A 19,374-nucleotide genomic window follows, 5' to 3' on the forward strand; every position below is an offset into this window, starting at 1 on the left:
CTTACGACTAAAGGGCGGCCAGCGCTTCGACGGCGCCGTCCTGCTCCGCAGGCGTTTCAGCCTCCGGCGCGGGCGAACGATCGCGGAAGACGAAGAGCACGATCGCGGCGAGCGCGGCCAGACCCACGCCGACGGCGGTCGCCAGGATCGGACCACCCATGTCGCGCGCGGCGCAGACGGCGGTGACGATGGCGCCAGAGCTGGCGGCCATGCCCATGGCCAGCTTATCCGTGCGGCTGACGGGTGTGCGCTGGGCGATCTTCTTCATGACAAGCCTCCTCGTCGAAATGACAAGGATGTTTGTCATGCAAAGACGAATTCATGTCAAGCAGTCTTGTCATTTTGTCATGCAAACAAGACTAAATGACGGACAGGCTTGATGTTTTCAGGCGGCGCGTTGGTCCAGAAAGGGATCACGAACGATGGGCTCGCCGCCCATAACGCCGCGCCAATGCACCGCCTCGAGGCGTTTGACGGCCAGGGCGCGCCCCAACACGCCGGGGCGCGTTCGACTGACGACTTCCCAGCCATAGCGCGAGAAGCGATCGCCAAAGTCGGACCAGCGGATCACGCGCCCCTGGGCGTCCTGTCGCCAGATCGCCTTGTCGCAGCCCGGGATGCGCGCGCAGCGCTCCCAGGCGTCGACGCGACTTTGAAGGACCAGGAACGGGTCTTGAGCATGACGGGCCAACTGGGCCTCCGTGATCTTCCATCCTCCGCGCCCGGCGACTCAGAAGATCACCGCCCGCGAGGACGAGACCAGGATTTGTGCAACAACACGCACTGTCCACTAGATGTAGTGCGGCGCGTTGCCGCGCGGCGGCCCTGCGACAGGCTCGGCGTCGTCTTCAGGACCAGACTTTGAAGTGCTTGGAGAGCTTCAGGCCCTGGCGCTGGTAGTGCGATCCGCCCTCGCCATAGAGCCGCGCGGGACGGGCCGTCAGGGGCTCGTAGACGAGCCGCGCCACCGTCTGGCCATCCTCCAGCAGGAACGGCGTCTCGTGGCTGCGCACCTCCAGCACGCCCTTCGAACCCCGCGCCAGCGCCTCATCGGTGCCGAAACCGGGATCGAAGAAGCCGGCGTAGTGGACGCGGAATTCGCCGACCGACGGGTCGATCGGCGTCATCTCGGCCGCTTCCATCACCGGGATCTCGATGTCGTCCTTGCTGGCCAGGATGTAGAACTCGCCCGGATCCAGCAGCAGCTCGCCATGACGAGCCTCCAGCGGCTCCCAGAAGTCGCGCGGATCGTGACCGTCCTCGTGGTCCAGGTCGACGACGCCGGCATGGCGACGGCCCCGGAAACCGACAATGCCGGTGGTCAAGTCGACGCCGACGCTGCGGATCGACAGCTTGGCCGGCTCGCCGCGCTTCAGGCGCAGCTGGTTCAGCCGCGTGCCGGCGCGCACCAGCACCGAGAAGGTCTGCGGCGCGATCTCGATATAGAGCGGCCCCTCATAGCCCGCGTCGACGTCGTCGAAGGCGCGGCTGTGGTCGGTCAGCAGGCGCACGAAGACGTCCACCCGGCCGGTCGAGCTCTTGGGATTGCCGCGCGCCGAGACATTGCCCGGCAGCGCCAGGCGCTCCTGGATCTCGGCGATGTAGACGCAGCCCTTTTCCAGCACCGCGCCTTTGGTCAGGTCCAGCTCGTGCATGGCCACGTCCTTCAGACGCTCGGGCACGCGACGATGCAGGCCCGGCAGGAACGAGGCGCGGATCCGCCAGGCGCGCGCGCCTAGGCGCAGGTCCAGGCTGGCGGGCTGCACCTGATCCTTGTCGAACGGCGTGGCGGAGGTGATCGCCTCCTCGGCGATCAGGTCCTCGATCGTTTGGCAGGGAAGAATCCCCGCGGCGTGTGCGTCGGTCATCGGCGCGACACTCGCCAAACCGGGCCGCAAAGGCAAGGCTCGGACGCAATGAGACAATCGACAGGCCAAGCGTGACAATTCTTCCGCCTCGCGGGCGGTGTTGTGGCTTGACCCAGCGTCCCCTCCCCCTCCTTATGCCGGCGTTTTACGCGTAGGAGGCAAGGCGGTGGCCGAAGATCCGAAAGACTGGGATGTCGCGACGAAATTGATCCGCGGTGGGATCGCGCGCTCGCAGTTCATGGAGACGGCCGAGGCCCTCTACCTGACGCAAGGCTTCACCTACGACAGCGCCGAGGGCGCCGACCGCCGCTTCGCCGGCGACGAGCCGGGCTTCGTCTATTCGCGGTTCAACAATCCGACCGTGAAGATGTTCGAGGATCGCCTGGCCCTGCTGGAAGGCGCCGAGGTGTGCCGCGCCCAGGCGACGGGCATGGCCTCGATCCACGCCGCGCTGATGGGTCTGGTTCGCGCCGGCGACCACGTGGTGGCCGGCCGCGCCCTGTTCGGCTCGTGCCGCTGGATCGTCGCCGAGTGGCTGCCGCGCTTTGGCGTCGAGACCACCTTCGTCGACGCCACGGACCTGAAGGCCTGGGAAGCGGCGATCCGCCCGAACACCAAGGCCGTGCTGATCGAGACCCCCTCGAACCCGGTGCTTGAGATCACCGACATCGCCGCCGTGTCCGAAATGGCCCACGCCGTCGGCGCCAAGGTCATCGTCGACAACGTCTTCGCCACCCCGATCTTCCAGCAGCCGCTGCAGCTGGGCGCCGACGTGGTGGTCTATTCGGCCACCAAGCACATCGACGGTCAGGGCCGGGTGCTGGGCGGAGCGATCCTGACCAGCGAGGCGATCAACGAGGAATTCTACCGCGACAGCCTGCGCCACACCGGCCCCGCCCTGTCGCCGTTCAACGCCTGGGTGATGCTGAAGGGTCTCGAGACCCTGGATCTGCGCGTCCGCCGCCAGGCCGAGACCGCCGCGGCGCTGGCCGACGTCATGGCCGAGCACAAGAAGGTCCAGACCGTCCTCTACCCGTTCCGCGAGGACCATCCGGGCTATGAGATCGCCAAGAAGCAGATGAGCGGCGGCGGCACGGTGATCGCGCTGGACCTCGGCACGCGCGAGGCGGCGTTCCGCTTCCTGAACGCGCTGGAAATCGTCGACATCTCCAACAACCTGGGCGACGCCAAGTCGATGGCGACCCATCCGCCGACCACCACCCACCGCTCGGTGCCCGAAGCGGAGCGCCCGCTGCTGGGCGTGACCGAGGGCGGCGTGCGCCTGTCCGTGGGCCTGGAAAGCCTGGCCGACCTGACGCGAGACGTGACCCGTGCGCTCGATCAGGCGTGAAACCTCCCCGCCGATGCAGCGGATGCGCCGGCGGCGCGGCCAGGCCGCGAGCAGCTATGAGGCGCGCACCCGCGATATCGTCGTGCGCGTCTTCCCGACCTATGCGGCCGAGGACTCCTCGCCCGAGGAAGGCGTCTATCTGTGGTCGTACACGGTGGAGATCGAGAACCATGGCGGCGAGACCGTCACCCTGGTCTCTCGCCGCTGGACGATCATCGACGGCCTCAATCGCGTGAACGAGGTCGAAGGCTCAGGCGTGGTCGGCGAACAGCCGGAACTGAAGCCCCGCGAGGCCTTCCGCTACATCTCCAGCTGCCCCCTGCCCACGCCCTCCGGCGCGATGCGCGGGAGCTATCAGATGGTCACCGAGGACGGCGAACTGTTCGACGCCGAAATCCCCGAGTTCTCGCTACACCTGCCCGGCGCGGCGCTGAAGGTGAACTAAGACGGGCCGCGCTTGGTCACTGGCCCGCAATGTCGCCGGCGCGTCGCCCAACTCAGCTTTAGGCTATATTTTTAAAAAATACTGATCTAGGTTGTATTTTTGCCGAGGCACAGTGAGCGTCAAGACCTTGTCGCTCTCAAGCGCCGCTGGGAGAACCGATAGGCCACGCTCGCATCCGCCTCGATGAAGGAGGACGAGCCGTGACGACCTATACGATTAAGATCTACAACCAATCGAATTTCAACAAGTCCTACGTCGTGTTCATGGAACCGCCGCAGGTCACCTCCAATGGCGGTCAGACGCCGGTCTACACGAACGCTTGGTGCACCTTCCCCAATCTGACGAATGGGGGTTGGGACTCCGTCGCCTATACCCAGACCACCTATGCCTACTGGGCCCACGCCCCTGGGGTCACCGCGGGCGTGACGATCGACTCCGGAGGGGTAATGCCCGTGGATACGGTCACGAGGGACAGCACCGTGTTCGTCTATGGCGAAGCCTCCGGCCAGCCGACCGGCTTCCAACCGCCGTTTCCGGGCGCAGCGCAGAACGGCTCCTTCGAAATCATCACCGGAACCGATTTCACTACGGCCAATGGCCTTGTCTTCGGCATGGCCAGCGACAATGGCGGCGGCATTCCCGCTCCGATCGCGACCTTCGCCGCCGCGCCCAACGAGAAATACAATGTCACGCCCATGGGAGCTGTTTTCCACGTCGCCGATGGCGCCTATGCCGAGGGCGAGATCCTCGACGTGACCGCGATATCGAACAATAGCGCTGTCGTCGATTTCGTCGGCGCATCGTTCACCAGCGCGACCGTAACCCAAGCCGCCGATGGCGTCTTCACCGTCAAATACCGCTAAACTGATGAGCGCCGGCTAACGCGGGCGCTCTTTGCCCCCCCCCACATCCGCGCGCTTCGCGCCAAGAATGAAGCGCTCGCGGCCCCCCCCCCCACGCCATTCGGGACTCTCGCCGCCGTCGCCTTGCCCGCGGGGTCGCCAGGGGCGAGCTCGCTTACCCGCCCATACAATCTTAGGCTATATTTTGTACTGATACTGACATAGGTTGCATCACGGCATTCGCTTGGGATGGGCTTGGCTCCGGCCGCCCGTTGAGTGGATTGGGGATGGAGTCCAGGGGGGATCGCCTGAGCCGCGCCATCAAGGGTCGCGGCATCTCCAAGATGATGGCCTTGGCGCTGGACCTCGACGTGCACGAGAGCGCCATCAGTCGCTGGCGCAAGAACGGTCCGATGTCGCTGGAAAACGCGGCGCGCATCTCCGAGGTGCTGGATATCTCGCTCGACTGGCTGGTGCTGGGACGGGGTCAAATGGACAGCCACACCATCGAGAGCCTCGCCTCCGAGGAATTCGAGCTCTTGCGCGTCATGCGCGGCCTGAGGCGCAGCGCGACCAGCCATCTGCTGGCTTTCCTGGAAGACCTGTCCCAGCCGATCGAGCCTTGAGCTGAAGGCAAGTTTGAGCCCCCCTCAATTGCTCTAGGCGCAAGCCAGCAACCGTATCTACTGAAGCCCCAAGACAATAGACTTTTCCTTTTCGGCAAGCCCCGACAGCCAATTGAATTCAAATCAATCGGCCAAATACGCCTCCGAATACTCAAGCCCCACAAGGAAACAAGCGAGATGGCCACCTACACCATCAAGGTCTACAATCAGTCGACCCTCAACAAGTCCTACGTCGTGTTCCTTCAACCGCCGCAGGTCACCGCCAATGGCGGCACGACGCCGATCTTCACCAACGCCTGGCGCACTTTCCCCAACCTCACGAACGGCGGCTGGGACTCGGTCAAGTACACCGAGACCACCTTCGCCTACTGGGCCCAGCCTCCGGGCGTCAGCGCCGGCACGACGGTCGACTCCGGCGGCGTGATCGAGGTCAATACGGACACCAAGGACAGCACCACGTTCGTCTACGGCGAAGCCAACGGCCAGCCGACCGGCTTCCTGCCGGTGACCAGCCCCGGCGGCGCGCAGAACGGTTCGTTCGAAATCATCACCGGGACCGATTTCACCCCGGCCGCCGATCTCGTCTTCGGCCTGGCCAGCGACAACGGCAGCGGCATCCCGTCGCCGATCGCGACCTTCGAGGCCGCGCCGAACGAGAAGTACAACGTGACGCCGATCGTGCAGTTCTACGTCGCCGACGGCAGCTTCAGCGAAGGCGCGATCATCGACGTGACCACCGTGTCGAACAACAACGCGCTGATCGATTTCACCGGCACGCCCTTCACCACCGCGATCGTGACGCAAGGCGCCGACGGCTCCTTCTCGGTCAAATACAGCTGACGACGCGGGCGGAGGACCGCCGCCCCACCACCGCACCTCCGCCCTCGTCGAACGGCGGGCGGGCCGCCAACCCCGCCGGCGGCCCGCCTTAGCCCCCGCGCGCGCAGCGCCTCCTTTTCTCAGGAAGACAATCCATGACCACCACCAACGCCCCTTCGGGCGATGCGATCACGCACGCCTCCAACGCAAGCCCCCCATCCTCTCCGGTAAGCGGGATCGTCGTGTCGCCCAAGATGACCGCGCCCCTGTCGGGCTGCGTGACCATCGACGCCACCCGTCCCGACCTCTATCTGAGCTACGCCAAGACCGGCACGCCGGCCTCGAGCAACAATTCGTCTGTGCAGACCGCGGCCGGCGGCCTGGCGTCTTGCTTGGGCGGAAAGAAGCCGGCCGCCCAGTCAGCCAGCATCGTCGGCCATGGCGCCAGCGGCGTCATCGTCACCGGCGCGGGCCAACAGCTCGGCGCCCCCAACCAGCACATCAATCACGCCAACAATGCGATCTGGAATCCGCTGTTCAGCCCCCTGCAAGGAACGATGAACAATCTGTTCCTCTATGGCTGCAGCGTTGGGGCCGGCGCCGCCGGCTCGCAGCTGCTGCACGAGCTCGCCCAGACCGTGGGCTGCAACGTCTACGCCCCCACGGGTCTGATCTACTGCGACCCCTCGGGAAATTTCTCACTGGAGAAGGGCGCGCAATGGCAGATGGCCTCGCCCCAGCAAGCGCCTGGCTCGATCGAGCCGCCTGATGTGGCGGAGGGCGAGGTGACGCCGGGCGGCCGCGAGGTGCGGCTGCACGTCCTTGAGAACGTGCTCATCACCAACCTCGATCAGTTGAGCCATGCGGCCTTCGAACCGCATCCATGGACGGGCGTGAGCCATGTGCGCGACGATGTCCTTGACCAGCTCGTGCGCGAAGTTCACTGGCACAAGCCGTTCACGCCGCCAGGTCAACACGCCGCTCTGTTCACGGCCAGCCTCACCCTGACGTTCGGCTTTGGCGATCGGGCGGTCCGAAAGGTGTTCTCGGTCTTCAACCACACCCTTCTGCAAGACCATGATCACCCGCACATCCACTACCGCGCCACGGGCCGGTGGTTGGAGCTGCTGAGCTAGGGTCGCGACGGGAGCGGATGGCGCTGGCCGTCCGCTCCTTGGCCTCAACCCGCCGTCGGCGGGTCCAGCTTGTAGACGCGCGAGCAGTACTCGCAGGTCACGTGGATCTTGCCGTCGGGCTCGATCATCTCCCCGACCTCTTCGGCCGAGAACGAGTCCATCACAACGCCGATCCGGTCCTCAGAGCAGCGGCAGAAGGCGCGCAGGGGCTTCTCGTCCAGCAGACGAACGCCGTCCTCGTTGAACAGGCGCCACAGCAGGGTCGGGGTCGTGACCGTGGGGTCGATCAGCTCGTCCTCGCCGGTGGTCTCGAACAGCGCCGTGACATGCTGCCAAGCCTCCTGCGTGTCGCCGCGCGCCTGGTCGCCCGCGATCACCTGGATCAGGATGCCGCCGGCGCGCCATTGCGGCCCCTCGCCTGTGTCGACCTGGCCAACGGCCAAGCGGATACGGGTCGGGGTCTGCTCGGACTGGGCGAAGTACTGCTCGGCGCACAGGGCCAGGGTCTCGCCCTCGATGGGCGTCACGCCCTGGTAGCGGTCCATGTCGGCCCCCTGGTCCAAGGTCATGATGAACACGCCGCCGCCCAGCAGGGTCTTGGCGCCGGGCCGCGCGAAGCCTTCCGACACCGCCGCGACCTCGTCCGGATCGAACCGGCAATAGCCCCGCAGGCCGCCCGACGTGTCGTAGTCGACCACGACATAGCGGACCGGGCCGTCGCCCTGGGCCTGGATGATCAGCCGGCCTTCGAACTTCAGGCTGGAGCCGACCAGGGCGGCGAGCGCGCAGGCCTCGCCCAGCAGGTTGGCGACGGGCTCGGGATAGGCGTGGCGCGTCAGCACCTCGTCAACAGCCTGGCCCAGCCGCACGACGCGGCCGCGCACGGGCAGCCCTTCGATCTGAAACGCGGAAACGACGTCGTCGAGGACGCCCGGAGTGGAAGCGATGTCGGTCATGGGGCGGTTAAATAAGGGGTCTTTCGGAAATTGCGAGCCTGGGCGGGCCCGACGCTTCTCCCCAATCTCGGGAAAGCGACGTCCTGCCGCATTGCCGCGCTTGGGGAGTCGGCGCACCAATGATCCGCCGTCGCTTTTGCCCATACGCGCCGGCGCAGTCGGCCAGCGCAGTCCAACCGGGCGCTGGCCGGCGCCCTACCCTTCCCTAGCCAATCCGCCGAAGGCCCAGGCCAGCACCGACTTCTGCGCGTGGATGCGGTTCTCGGCCTCGTCCCACACCAGCGAGCGCGGACCGTCCAGCACCGCGTCCGTGACTTCCTCGCCCCGGTGCGCCGGCAGGCAGTGCAGGAACACGCCGTCGCTCTTGGCGAGATCCATCAGCCTGTCGTCGACCTGATAGGGCTCCAGCGCCGCCAGGCGCTCGTCATGGTCTGTGTCGCCCATCGAGACCCAGGTGTCGGCCACGACGACGTCGGCGCCGCGGACGGCCTCCTTGGGGTCCGTCGTCATGCTGACCTTGCCCTGAAGGCTCTCGGCGCGGGCCAGGTCGTGCAGGTCGGCGTGGTAGACCGCCGGACAGGCGATCTTCAGCTCGAAACCCAGCAGCGGCGCGGCGTGGATGAAGCTGGAGCAGACATTGTTGCCGTCGCCGACCCAGGCGATCGTCTTGCCGCCGATGTCGCCGCGATGCTCCTCGATGGTGAGGATGTCAGCCATGATCTGGCACGGGTGGCTCTTGTCGGTCAGGCCGTTGATCACCGGCACGGTCGAGACCTGAGCGAAGCGCTCGACGTCGGCGTGGCTGTTGGCGCGGATCATGACCGCATCGACCATGCGCGACAGCACCTTGGCGGTGTCCTCGATCGTCTCGCCGCGGCCCAGCTGCATGTCGGACGAAGTCGAGATAATCGCCGAGCCGCCCAGCTGGCGCATGGCGGCGTCGAACGAGAAGCGGGTGCGGGTCGAGTTCTTCTGGAAGATCATCGACAGCACGCGGTCCTTGGCCGGCGCGTCGGCGTCGACCTTGCCTTGCGGCCAGCCCTTGCGGGCGGTTTTGCGGGCCTTGGCGTCCTCGAGCAGCAGGCGCAGCGTCGCGCCGTCCAGCTTCCACAGGTCGATGAAGTGGCGGGGGGCGGTCATGGGCCAAATCCCTCACGCCCGCTCCGGCTGACCGAAGCGGGCGATTTCAAAGGTTCAGAGTTGTGTCAGGCCGAGGCCTTGGCGCGCGCGGCCTCGCAAGCCTTTTCCAGCTTGGCGATGGCTTCGCGAGCTTCCTCGACAGTCAGGTTCAGCGGCGGCAGCAGGCGCACGCAATTGTCGCCGCCGCCGGCGACCAGCAGGTGCTGGTCACGGGCCAGGACCATGAACTCGCGGTTGTTCGGGATCAGCTTGATCCCGATCAGCAGGCCCTTGCCGCGGATATCGACGATGATGTCCGGGAAGCGGTCCTTCAGGCCGTTCAGCTGCTGGGTCAGGAAGCCGGCGACGGCGTTGACGTTGTCCAGCGTCTCGGGCGAGTTGATCAGGTCGAAGGCCGCCTTGCCGACCGCCATGGCCAGCGGGTTGCCGCCGAAGGTCGAGCCGTGCGCGGCCACGGTCATGCCCTTGGCCGCCTCGGTCGTGGCCAGGCACGCGCCGATCGGGAAGCCGCCGCCCAGGGCCTTGGCGACCGCCATGATGTGCGGCTCGCCGCCCTCGGCCCACTCGTGGGCGAAGAGCTTGCCGGTGCGGCCCATGCCGCATTGGACTTCGTCATAGATCAGCAGCACGCCGTGCTCGTCGCACATCTGGCGCAGGCCCTTCAGGCACTGGGTCGGGATGGCGCGCGCGCCGCCCTCGCCCTGCACCGGCTCGACGATGATCGCCGCCGTGGTCGGGCTGGCGATCGCGGCCTTGATGGCCTCGTGGTCGCCGAAGGTCAGCTGCTTGTAGCCCGGCAGGCGCGGGCCGAAGCCGTCGACATAGCTCGGATTGCCCGAGGCGTTGACCGCCGCATAGGTCCGGCCATGGAACGAGCCGTCGAAGCCGTAGATGTCGATCCGCTCCGGCTGGCCGTTGGCGGAGTGATACTTGCGGGCCGTCTTCAGCGCGCATTCCACCGCTTCGGTGCCCGAGTTGGTGAAGAACACCACGTCGGCGAAGGTGGCCGCGCAGATGGCGTCAGCCAGGGCTTCCTGCTCGGGGATGCGGTAGATGTTCGAGACGTGCCACAGCTTTTCGGCCTGGTTCTTCAGAACCTCGACCAGCACGGGATGGGCGTGACCCAGGCCGTTGGTGGCGATGCCCGCCACGCAGTCCAGATATTCGCCGCCGTCGGTCGAGAACAGGCGCGCGCCTCGGCCTCGCTCGAACGCCAGCGGGGCGCGATTGTAGACGCCCATGATGTGGTGTTGCGAGGTGGGGGACGACGACGCGGTGCTCAAGAGACCGACCTCCCTAAAAGGAAAGAAGCCCCCACGCTCTGAGCATGGGGACCGGAAGGCCGCAGGTTGTCGCCGTGGAACGCCGTCGTGTCAATCAACGGACTGTGAAAAAGCCCCTGAAATACTGGCGATATGGCGAATTCTGGCTCCGGGGTCACACCTCCTCGGGCATGGGAGCGGCGAACATCTTGGCGGCGACTTCCGGCGTGTAGAACGCATGGTACCGCTCGCTGCCCTTGGGCGGCAGGACTTCGACCAGGAAACGGTTGTCGATCCACAGCTCCACAAGATCGAAGGCGCCGCCGCGATCGCAGTGCACCGCCCGCCAGCGCTTCTCCGCGCCGATGGACAAAATCTCCTCCACCGACAGCTTGGTGGTGATCGCTACGTGGAAGCCGCTGGCGTCCTGGGGCGCGCCGTCCTGGCGGATCTGGGTTTCCCACGGCATCACGAACGGGCCGTTGGAGGCGCGCCCGTCGGGTTGTCCCTGGCCGGGATGATGGGCGGCGGCGGCGGGCATGACCTCGACGCCAAGACCCGAGCCGTCCCGGGCGATGGCGACCCAGGCGCCGTCCACCACGGGAAACGGCATGACCTCGCCGTCGATGATGCGGCCGAAGACCTCGGCCGTGGCTTGGGGGTCGCGGGCGGGAATGGATATGTGAGCGATCATGGCGGTCAGCTTTCTGGCTGTAATGTGCTTTCAGTGAACTGGGCGAAGGGATCGGGAGCGATGGACGCCGCGCCCCGGGACCTTAGGTCGGTCAACAGAACTTCGGTCGCCCAGCCCAGAGCGTCGGCGGCGGGCTGGCCCGTGAGGTTCCACTGCTCGCGCAGCGAAAGCCAGGAATAGGCCGAATAGAGAAGCTGCAGCACGGCGGCCGCCTTGGCCTGTTCGCCTTCGGGCAGGCCGGGCGCGGCTTGGGCCACCACCGCCAGGAAGGCCTCCCGGCGCTCGGGATCCAGGCTGGCGCGGGCCGCGCGCCCTTGCGGCGTCGTCACCCGCGCGACGATCTGGGCCGGATTGGCGTCGAAGCTGGCCATCAAGGGCCCAATCTTGGCCTGCAGGTCGGCCGGGCCTTCGGGCATGCCGACCCGCACGCCGTCCTTGCGGTTCAAATGCTCCCACAGGCCCTTCAGCAGCAGTTCGCGGCTGGGGAAGTGGCGATAGACCGTGACCTCGGTCACTTGGGCGCGCTCAGCGACGGCGCGGTTTGTAGGCGCCTGTCCATCCCCCTCCTCCACCAGAGCGGCCATGGCCGCGAGGATGCGCTCGCGGGTGGCTTCGGCTTGGTCGCGGCGGAGCGCGGAATTGTATGATCGAACAGACGACATGATGTAGGTGTGTATTACATTAATTATGACGCCGCAACACGAAAAGGCCCCGGGCCTTGCGGACCGGGGCTTCGAAGGTGGCGATCAGACTGGGCTCAGCTCTTCAGCCGATAGCCCGTCACGAACAGCCGCCAGCACCACAGGAAAAGCGCCACCGTCATCAGACCCGTCGAGGCCACCCCGATGGCGATCGAGCCGTCGGCGTGGCCGATGAAGCCGTAGCGGAAGCCGTCGATCAGATAGAAGAACGGGTTGAAGTGGCTGGCCGAGCGGAAGGGCTCTGGCAGCTTGTCCACCAGGTAGAAGGTGCCCGACAGGAAGGTCATCGGCATGATCAGGAAGTTGGTCACGGCCGCCAGTTGGTCGAACTTCTCCGACCACAGACCCGCGGCGACGCCGGCGAGGCCCAGGCTCAGGGACGCGACCGCGCCGAAATAGACGATCGCCCAGGGATGGACGATCGACAGCCCCGCGCCGGGCAGGACGCCCACGACCAGCGCCGTGACCGCGCCGACCACGATCCCGCGCGTCGCCGCCCCCAGAGTGAAGGCCGAGACCTGCTCCAGCGCCGACAGCGGCGGGGTCAGGAAATCGGGCGTCAGGCCCATCATCTTGGCCTGGATCAGCGATGACGAGGAATTGGCGAAGGCGTTGTTCAGGATGGCCATCATGATCAGGCCCGGGGCCACGAAATGGCCGAAGGTCACGCCGCCGACGGCCGGGCGGCTGGCGCCCACCGCGACCACGAAGACCAGCATGTAGAGCAGAGTCGTGACGACCGGCGCGGCCACCGTCTGTGTGCCAACCTTCCAGAACCGGCGGATCTCGCGCTGATAGAGGGTCAGGAAACCGCTCCAGTTCCAGCCGTGATAGTCGCGCGGCTGCGGCGGAATGACGCTCTGTGCGGTGTCTCTCATGCGCTCAACCCGTTGTTCTGCTTGGCCATGTGCGCCCTCGCCCCCCTTTTCGCAAGCTCGGGCTTGCGTGAATCAACATCTTGTTTCTGTGGACAGAGTCGTTGGCGCCCATTGTGTGTTTTAATGCATTCTTTACGATTAGTAGTAGGACGACCGCCGGCGGGGCGGTTCGATCACCAGATATGGGGTGATGGGCGTGGGGACGCCCTCTCCTCATTCTAGATGGCGGAGACGGGTTATGAGCTGGACCGACGAACGGGTCTCGACCTTGAAGAAGCTGTGGCTGGACGGACTGTCGGCCAGTCAGATCGCCAAGCAATTGGGCGGCGTCACGCGCAACGCCGTCATCGGCAAGGTTCACCGCCTCGGCCTGTCGGGCCGCGCCGCGCCCTCTCAACCGGCGCGTCCAGCCTTCAAGGCCCCGCGTCCCGCGCGTCCGGCCGCCCAGGCCATGCCGTCGGCCCCGCGTCGCGTGACGCCGATCGAGGCGCCGTCGATGCCCGTGACCGCCGCGCCGGCGCCGCTGCCGGCCTTCCGGCACGAGGAGCCGGGCTCGGCCACCGTGCTGACCCTGGGCGCGCACATGTGCAAGTGGCCGATTGGCGATCCGTCGTCCGAAGGCTTCACCTTCTGCGGCCGCCGCGCCTCGGACGGCCTGCCCTACTGCGTCGAACACGCCCGCGTGGCCTACCAGCCGCAGCAAACGAAGAAGAAGGGCGGCGCCACCGAGCTCGCTCGCTCGCTTCGCCGCTACATCTAAGAAGAACAAAAGTCTCTCAGAGCGGCGGGTCCCGGGCAGTCTTGCGACTGCCCGGGATTTTCCGTTTCGGGGGAAACCTCTAGATAAGGCGCATGACGGACCTCGCGCCGAACGATTCCAACGCCCCGCCCTACTCGGTCTCCGAACTGGCCTTCGCCCTCAAGCGGACGCTGGAGGACCGCTACGGCTTCGTGCGGCTGCGCGGCGAGCTCTCCAAGGTCACCCATCACTCCAACGGCCATGTCTATCTGACCATCAAGGACGACAAGGCCGCCATCGACGGCGTCGTCTGGAAGGGCAATGTCCGGGGCCTGGGCGTGCGGCCCGAGCACGGGCTTGAAGTGATCGTCACCGGCAAGATCACCACCTATCCAGCCGGCTCGCGCTACCAGATCGTCATCGACAGCATGGAGGCCGCCGGCGTCGGCGCCCTGCTGGCCCAGCTCGAGCGGCTGAAGGCCAAGCTGGCGGCCGAGGGTCTGTTCTCCCCCGAGCGCAAGCGACCCCTGCCCTCGATGCCGGCCGTGGTCGGCGTGATCACCAGCCCGACCGGCGCGGTCATCCGCGACATCCTGCACCGCATCCGCGACCGCTGGCCCTGCCAGGTGCTGGTCTGGCCGGTCGTGGTGCAGGGCGACGCCGCCGCCGCGCAGGTCAGCGCGGCGATACGGGGCTTCAACGCCATCCAGCCCGGCGGCCCCATTCCCCGCCCCGACATCCTGATCGTCGCCCGGGGCGGCGGCTCGGTCGAGGACCTGTGGGCCTTCAACGACGAGGCCCTGGCCCGCACGGTGGCCGAGAGCACGATCCCGCTGATCTCGGCCGTCGGCCACGAGACCGACACCACCTTGATCGACTTCGTTTCGGACCGCCGCGCGCCCACGCCCACCGCCGCCGCCGAGATGGCGACGCCGGTGCTGGCCGAGCTGCGGGCGCTGATCTCGGACTTCGACCGCCGCCTCAACCGCTGCGGCGCGCGCGTCATCGAGGAGCGCCGCACGCGCCTGACCAGCGCCGCGCGCGGCCTGCCGCGTCCCAACGACCTGCTGGCGCTTGCCCAGCAGCGCTTCGACATCGCCTCGGGCCGGCTGGACGCGGCCCTGCACCGCAACACCACCGTCCACGCCCAGGACCTTCTGAAGGTCACCGCGCGCCTGACGCCGGACGCTCTGCGCCGCCAGCACGCCGCCAAGGCCGATCGGCTCGCCGACCTGGGCCGTCGCCTGAACGCTTGCGGGACCCGCTCGGTGGACCGCGTCCGGGACCACGCCCGCCTGCCGCTGCTGTGGGCCCGTCTTGGTTCCGCCGCCGAGCGCCGCTTGACTCGCGCCGAGGACCAGCTGGCCAACCTCGACAAGCTTCGCCTGTCGCTAAACCCACGCCGACCGCTGGAGCTGGGCTTCGCGCTGGTCCGCAAGGCCGACGGGACGATCATCCGCTCGGCCGCCGCCTTGGCCTTCGGGGACCAAGTGGCCCTGCAGTTCGCCGACGGCGAGCGCGAAGCGGTGATCGGGAATGAGGGCGCGCCCCCCGCCCCGACGCCCGCCCCCGCCCCGACGCCTAAGCCTCGCCCCAAGCCGGTCACACCGTCGACCGAACAAGGCGACCTGTTCTGAAGCGCCGCTCTGGCGTAGAGTATGGACCATGAACGCTTTCGATCGTGATCTCGGTAAGCCCGACGACCTGGCCGTCCTGCATTATGGCGACGGCGAATACGCCGTGCTCTCGCCCGGCCGCTTCGTGTTGTGCGCCGTCACCAATGCGAAAATCCCGCTGGACGCCCTGCGCTACTGGAGCCCCGAGCACCAGGAGGCCTATGCCGGCGCGGTCGAGGCTCTCAAGCGCTGGCAAGGCTGAGAGCTCGCGTCGCCCCGTGGTGTCTATTCCACGTCCCCAAAGCCCATCCGACGACATTCGGCCAGACTTCCGGAATCCTGGTTCGCGTTATTCGTGTCTAGCTTGAGCTTAAATCATTCGTTAGCAATGCCGACCTCACCGGAACGTTAGGTCGCCAAGGCGATCTTCGTCTGGCCTTTCCCGCGAGATCCTTAAGGAGGCGGCTAGCGAATGCCGGCGGCGTTTGAAAAGCTGCGTTTCCTGCTGGTGGACGACAACCAGCATATTCGGTCGATCGTCTCGACGATCCTGAAGGGCGTGGGCGCGCGGCAGATCCGGGAAGCCATGGACGGCGCCGAGGCGCTGCAGGTCTTGCGGGACTGGCGCCCGGACATCGCGATCGTCGACTTCAAAATGAGCCCCCTGGACGGCGTGCAATTCACCCATCTGGTCCGCAATGCGGACGACAGCGTCGATCCGTTCCTGCCGATCATCATGCTGACCGGCTTCGCCGAGCGCCACCGCGTGTTCGAAGCCCGAGACTCCGGGGTCACCGAGATCGTGGTCAAGCCGGTCACCGCTCGGTCCCTGCTGGACCGGATCAACACGGTGATCTTCCACCCGCGGCCGTTCATCCGCTCGCCGGACTATTTCGGCCCGTGCCGGCGACGCCGAAACGACCCGTCGCACAAGGGCCCCTTCCGCCGGGCCGGCGAAGCGGATTCGGGCGAAACGCCCGGCGACACGGTCGAGATCTAGGTCGTCGGCCCGGCGGCCCGCTCGCGCTCGGCCAGGGCGGCGTAGACCTCGTTCGGCCAGCGACGGTGGACCCAGAACCACTCGGCCGGCCGCTCGCGGATGCGGTCTTCCATGAAGGCGTTGATCATCCGCACGCCGGCCTCGATGTCGGCCGTGCGGTCGCCGGTCTTGGGCGGCACGATCGGCTCATGCACCACCGCCCGGAAGCGGGCGCCCTTCAGGCGCTGAACCGACATGGGCTGCAGGACCGTGCCGAAGCGGATCGCCAGGCGCGTCGGCCCCGGCGCGGTGCGGGCGTCATGGCCGAAGAACGGCGCCGCCACGCCGCTGTTGAACTTCTGGTCGTTCATCAGGGCGACCGAGCGCCCCTCCTTCATGCCTTCCAGCAGCTCGCGCGCGCCATCGCCGCCCTTGGGCGCGAACAGGCGCACGCCATAGCGGAAGCGACTGTCCTTGATGCGCTTGTCGACATAGGGGTTGTTGGCCGCGCGATAGGTCATCTCGCAGATCACGCCGCTGTCGACGATGGCGGCCGGCATGACCTCCCAGTTCGACAGGTGGCCCGAGACGAAGACGACCGGGATCTTCTCGCGGGCGATCTCTTCCAGGCGCTCCTTGCCCACGACCTCGACCCGGCCGGTGGACGGCAGGATCTTGTCCATCAGCGGGAACTCGGCGAACGAGCGCCCCAGGCCCTCCCACTGCTCATCCAGGATCCGAGCGTGCCAGGCGGCGTCCTTCTCAGGGAAGGCGAGCTTGAGATTGCGCGTGGCGACCTTGTGCGCGCCGCTCATCGGCCCAAAGGTCTTGCCCAGCCAGCCGCCGAAATCCGAGGCGCGATCCACGCCCATCAGGCGCACGGCCCCGATGAAGAGGTCGAAGCCCAAGGCTTCCAACCGCCACAGCAGATCCTGCACCCAAGGCCGACGCTTATCAGACATGCGCCCTTAGTAGGCTTGGCCGGCCGCTTCGCGCAACGGCACGCGATTTGCGGCTCGCGGGGCATCTCGTTCCGTTTCGGTACGAGGCAAGGTTAAGGGGGCTAGAGTTTCATGGGTAACGACATCGACGTCCACCTGGGCAAGCGCCTGCGTCGGCGTCGCCGTCTGCTGGGTCTGACGCAGCAGCAGTTGGCCGAAACGGTCGGCGTGCGCTTCCAACAGATCCAGAAGTACGAGTGCGGCGCCAATCGCATCTCGGCGGCGCGGCTTTGGCAGCTGGCCGAGGCCCTGGAGGTGCCGGTCGGCTACTTCTACGACGGCCTCTCGGCGATCCGGCGCGAGATGGTCGGCGAGGCGGCCGAGAGCGGCGAGATGTTCGCGCGCAAGGAGACGCTGGACCTGGTCCGCGCCTACTACCTGCTGGGCGAACGCCCGCGTCGACGTCTCCTGGACCTCGCCAAGTCGCTGCATGGCGGCGAGCTGGCGGAAGCCTAACGCGTCCGCGCAACCGACACGCGCGGAAAGGCGTGGCGCTGCGACGGCTGGAAAGCTAAACCCGCGCGCATGACTCTTTCCGCTGATCGGCTCGCGGCGCTCGACGCCTTCGTCATCGACCTGAACAAGGCCTCGGCGGCCGCCATCCTCCCGCTGTTTCGGGCGGATCACGGCTTGGAAGACAAGGGCGCGGGCAAGAACCTGCCGCGTGACACGCACGGGGCCTTCGATCCGGTGACCGAGGCCGACCGCGGCGCCGAGGCCGCGATTCGCAAGCTGATCGCCGAGCGCTACCCCGAACACGGCGTGATCGGCGAGGAATATGGCGAGGATCGTCCCGACGCCGAGTTCGTCTGGGTGCTGGACCCGATCGACGGCACGCGCGCCTTCATCTCGGGCCTGCCGCTGTGGACCACCCTGATTGGCCTGCGTCACGACGGTCGCCCGGTGCTGGGCTCGATCGGCCAGCCCTTCACCGACGAGCTGTTCATCGGCCACGCCGGCGGCGCGCGCCTGATCGCGCGGGGCGAAACCGCGCCGATCCGCGTGCGTGAGTGCGCCAATCTGAACGACGCGGTGATCGCCACCACCGATCCCGACGCCTGCTTCGATGGGGCCGAGCGCGGCGCGTGGCTGCAGGTGCGCGCGGCGGCCAAGCTGGCCCGCCTGGGCTGCGACGCCTACGCCTACGCCATGGTCGCCATGGGCAAGATGGACATGGTCATCGAGGCGGGTCTGAAGTCGTGGGACATCGAGGCCGCCATCCCCGTCGTCGAGGCCGCCGGCGGCATGGTCACCAACTGGCGCGGCGAGACAATCGGCCCGAACGGCGGTCAGATGGTGATCTCGGGCGACCGTCGCCCGCTGGACGAGGCCCTGGTCAGCCTCAAGCGCTCGGCGAAATAGGCGCGCCGACGGTCGCTGTCCCGTCGACCGTTTCGTCGAACGCCTTCCAGAAGACCGCCCGGCGGGGATCGGTCTCGATCAGGATCTCGTGGAACGCGCCAGGGACTTCGATGTAGCGCCCCTGCGATAAGCGCTCTGCGATCGCTTTCAGGGCGGGGTTGAGCACGCGATCGTCCAGTTCGGCGGCGACGATCGTGACCGGAATATCGAGGCTCTCGACCGCGCCCCGCCGCGCCAGCCAAGCGCAGGCCGACACCGCGAAATCCAGCCAGCCCCAGGTCACGCCGCCCAGGGCGATCCGCGGATCGGCCTTCAGTTGGGCGCGATAGCGGTCGTAGCGCGCGCGATCGTGCGTAAGCTTTTCGACCTCGAAGGTCTGGGTCAGGGGATCGTAGGCGGCGCTGACATAGCGGCCCGCGAAGCCGAAGCGGGATAACGTCCACGACAAGGCCTTGGCGGCCAAGGGGGGCACGGCGCCCGTATTGATCCCCAGCATCGGGGCTGACAGGACGCAGGCCGAAAAGCGCCGCTCCCCCTTGGCCAGAGCCAGCAAGGTCAGACAGCCGCCCATCGAGTGGCCCATGGCGATCCAGGGCTTGGGCAGCCGCGCCTCGAACGCGTCGAGCAGCGCCTTGTAGTCGTTCAGAAAAGGCTGGTAGCCGCGCGCGTGGCCCTTCAGCCGGTCGGGCAGACTGCGGGCCGAGAGCCCCTGCCCTCGCCAGTCGTGCGTCAAGACCGCGAAGCCGCGCGTCAGCAGGTCTTCGACGACCTCGAAATACTTCTCGATCGGCTCGGTGCGGCCGGGGCTGAGCACCACCGTTCCGCGCGCCGGACCGGTCGGGAAAAAGATCGCGGCGCGGAGGGTTGTCCCCTCCGCGCCGCGGAACCATTCAGCCTTGCCTTGGTCTGGAACCGGGGCCTCGAGTGTCGAGACCAGATAGGCCGGTTCCGTCATAAGG

General features: G+C 67.1%; 23 protein-coding genes. 12 read left to right on the forward strand and 11 right to left on the reverse strand.

Annotated features, from left to right (window positions below):
* Positions 1–7: 7 nt before the first annotated feature.
* The 3 genes from CSW60_RS04590 to CSW60_RS04600 all read right to left on the reverse strand — a co-directional run bounded on the left by CSW60_RS04590 (position 8) and on the right by CSW60_RS04600 (position 1,868).
* Positions 8–268 carry a hypothetical protein gene (locus CSW60_RS04590; protein WP_099536126.1) on the reverse strand — a complete coding sequence of 87 codons (261 nt, stop codon included), beginning with the start codon at positions 266–268 and terminating at the stop codon, positions 8–10.
* A gap of 117 nt (positions 269–385) precedes the next feature.
* Entirely contained in the window at positions 386–691 is a 306-nt protein-coding gene (locus CSW60_RS04595; protein WP_099536127.1) for a hypothetical protein, read from the reverse strand.
* A 157-nt stretch (positions 692–848) separates the two neighbouring features.
* The gene (locus tag CSW60_RS04600; protein ID WP_099536128.1) at positions 849–1,868 is read right to left on the reverse strand and encodes a 2'-deoxycytidine 5'-triphosphate deaminase; all 1,020 of its coding nucleotides are present in this window, start codon (positions 1,866–1,868) and stop codon (positions 849–851) included.
* A 166-nt stretch (positions 1,869–2,034) separates the two neighbouring features.
* Between CSW60_RS04600 and metZ the strand changes: the two genes are divergently transcribed.
* The 6 genes from metZ to CSW60_RS04630 all read left to right on the forward strand — a co-directional run bounded on the left by metZ (position 2,035) and on the right by CSW60_RS04630 (position 7,087).
* A complete protein-coding gene (metZ, locus tag CSW60_RS04605) occupies positions 2,035–3,219 on the forward strand; it encodes an O-succinylhomoserine sulfhydrylase (protein ID WP_099536129.1) in 1,185 nt (394 codons plus the stop codon).
* Complete coding sequence (gene apaG, locus CSW60_RS04610; protein WP_099536130.1) at positions 3,200–3,664, forward strand: Co2+/Mg2+ efflux protein ApaG; 465 nt, start codon at positions 3,200–3,202, stop codon at positions 3,662–3,664. Before metZ ends, apaG begins: the two co-directional genes overlap by 20 nt.
* Positions 3,665–3,864: 200 nt before the next feature.
* Positions 3,865–4,527, forward strand: coding sequence for a hypothetical protein (locus tag CSW60_RS04615; RefSeq protein ID WP_099536131.1), 663 nt, complete (start codon positions 3,865–3,867; stop codon positions 4,525–4,527).
* A 266-nt stretch (positions 4,528–4,793) separates the two neighbouring features.
* Positions 4,794–5,132 carry a helix-turn-helix domain-containing protein gene (locus tag CSW60_RS04620; RefSeq protein WP_099536132.1) on the forward strand — a complete coding sequence of 113 codons (339 nt, stop codon included), beginning with the start codon at positions 4,794–4,796 and terminating at the stop codon, positions 5,130–5,132.
* Positions 5,133–5,309: 177 nt separating this feature from the next.
* The gene (locus CSW60_RS04625) at positions 5,310–5,972 is read left to right on the forward strand and encodes a hypothetical protein (protein WP_099536133.1); all 663 of its coding nucleotides are present in this window, start codon (positions 5,310–5,312) and stop codon (positions 5,970–5,972) included.
* A gap of 134 nt (positions 5,973–6,106) precedes the next feature.
* On the forward strand, positions 6,107–7,087 hold the full coding sequence (locus tag CSW60_RS04630) for a DUF4347 domain-containing protein (protein WP_099536134.1): 981 nt from the start codon (positions 6,107–6,109) through the stop codon (positions 7,085–7,087).
* 44 nt (positions 7,088–7,131) lie between these two features.
* Here CSW60_RS04630 and CSW60_RS04635 read toward each other — a convergent pair whose 3' ends face one another.
* From CSW60_RS04635 to CSW60_RS04660, 6 genes are all read right to left on the reverse strand, one after another.
* On the reverse strand, positions 7,132–8,043 hold the full coding sequence (locus tag CSW60_RS04635) for an Hsp33 family molecular chaperone (protein WP_099536135.1): 912 nt from the start codon (positions 8,041–8,043) through the stop codon (positions 7,132–7,134).
* 195 nt (positions 8,044–8,238) lie between these two features.
* A complete protein-coding gene (gene argF / locus CSW60_RS04640) occupies positions 8,239–9,183 on the reverse strand; it encodes an ornithine carbamoyltransferase (RefSeq protein ID WP_099536136.1) in 945 nt (314 codons plus the stop codon).
* 65 nt (positions 9,184–9,248) lie between these two features.
* Positions 9,249–10,466 (reverse strand): aspartate aminotransferase family protein, encoded by a 1,218-nt coding sequence (locus CSW60_RS04645; RefSeq protein WP_099536137.1) that lies wholly within the window; start codon positions 10,464–10,466, stop codon positions 9,249–9,251.
* A gap of 154 nt (positions 10,467–10,620) precedes the next feature.
* Positions 10,621–11,139 carry a hypothetical protein gene (locus CSW60_RS04650; protein ID WP_099536138.1) on the reverse strand — a complete coding sequence of 173 codons (519 nt, stop codon included), beginning with the start codon at positions 11,137–11,139 and terminating at the stop codon, positions 10,621–10,623.
* A 5-nt stretch (positions 11,140–11,144) separates the two neighbouring features.
* The gene (locus tag CSW60_RS24290; RefSeq protein WP_099536139.1) at positions 11,145–11,801 is read right to left on the reverse strand and encodes a TetR/AcrR family transcriptional regulator; all 657 of its coding nucleotides are present in this window, start codon (positions 11,799–11,801) and stop codon (positions 11,145–11,147) included.
* Positions 11,802–11,896: 95 nt separating this feature from the next.
* Complete coding sequence (locus CSW60_RS04660; protein WP_099536140.1) at positions 11,897–12,718, reverse strand: ABC transporter permease; 822 nt, start codon at positions 12,716–12,718, stop codon at positions 11,897–11,899.
* A gap of 238 nt (positions 12,719–12,956) precedes the next feature.
* Here CSW60_RS04660 and gcrA point away from each other — a divergent pair, with 238 nt between their 5' ends.
* The 4 genes from gcrA (at position 12,957) to CSW60_RS04680 (ending at position 16,073) form a co-directional block, all read left to right on the forward strand.
* A complete protein-coding gene (gcrA, locus tag CSW60_RS04665; protein ID WP_099536141.1) occupies positions 12,957–13,478 on the forward strand; it encodes a cell cycle sigma 70 cofactor GcrA in 522 nt (173 codons plus the stop codon).
* 92 nt (positions 13,479–13,570) lie between these two features.
* On the forward strand, positions 13,571–15,094 hold the full coding sequence (gene xseA, locus CSW60_RS04670; protein WP_099536142.1) for an exodeoxyribonuclease VII large subunit: 1,524 nt from the start codon (positions 13,571–13,573) through the stop codon (positions 15,092–15,094).
* Positions 15,095–15,122: 28 nt separating this feature from the next.
* On the forward strand, positions 15,123–15,335 hold the full coding sequence (locus CSW60_RS04675; protein ID WP_099536143.1) for a DUF2093 domain-containing protein: 213 nt from the start codon (positions 15,123–15,125) through the stop codon (positions 15,333–15,335).
* A 210-nt stretch (positions 15,336–15,545) separates the two neighbouring features.
* Positions 15,546–16,073 (forward strand): response regulator, encoded by a 528-nt coding sequence (locus CSW60_RS04680; RefSeq protein WP_099536144.1) that lies wholly within the window; start codon positions 15,546–15,548, stop codon positions 16,071–16,073.
* Here the strand turns inward: CSW60_RS04680 and CSW60_RS04685 are convergent.
* Complete coding sequence (locus CSW60_RS04685; protein WP_099536145.1) at positions 16,070–17,014, reverse strand: lysophospholipid acyltransferase family protein; 945 nt, start codon at positions 17,012–17,014, stop codon at positions 16,070–16,072. The two genes, CSW60_RS04680 and CSW60_RS04685, sit on opposite strands and share 4 nt — an antisense overlap.
* Before the next feature lie 111 nt (positions 17,015–17,125).
* On the opposite strand from CSW60_RS04685, the gene CSW60_RS04690 reads away from it, so the two are divergent.
* Both CSW60_RS04690 and hisN read left to right on the forward strand, forming a co-directional pair.
* Positions 17,126–17,509 (forward strand): helix-turn-helix domain-containing protein, encoded by a 384-nt coding sequence (locus CSW60_RS04690; protein WP_099536146.1) that lies wholly within the window; start codon positions 17,126–17,128, stop codon positions 17,507–17,509.
* Positions 17,510–17,578: 69 nt separating this feature from the next.
* Positions 17,579–18,415 carry a histidinol-phosphatase gene (hisN, locus tag CSW60_RS04695; protein ID WP_099536147.1) on the forward strand — a complete coding sequence of 279 codons (837 nt, stop codon included), beginning with the start codon at positions 17,579–17,581 and terminating at the stop codon, positions 18,413–18,415.
* Here the strand turns inward: hisN and CSW60_RS04700 are convergent.
* The gene (locus tag CSW60_RS04700) at positions 18,396–19,370 is read right to left on the reverse strand and encodes an alpha/beta fold hydrolase (RefSeq protein WP_099536148.1); all 975 of its coding nucleotides are present in this window, start codon (positions 19,368–19,370) and stop codon (positions 18,396–18,398) included. The genes hisN and CSW60_RS04700 overlap by 20 nt on opposite strands.
* Positions 19,371–19,374 lie beyond the last annotated feature (4 nt).

This window comes from Caulobacter sp. X (assembly GCF_002742635.1).
GTDB lineage: Bacteria > Pseudomonadota > Alphaproteobacteria > Caulobacterales > Caulobacteraceae > Caulobacter.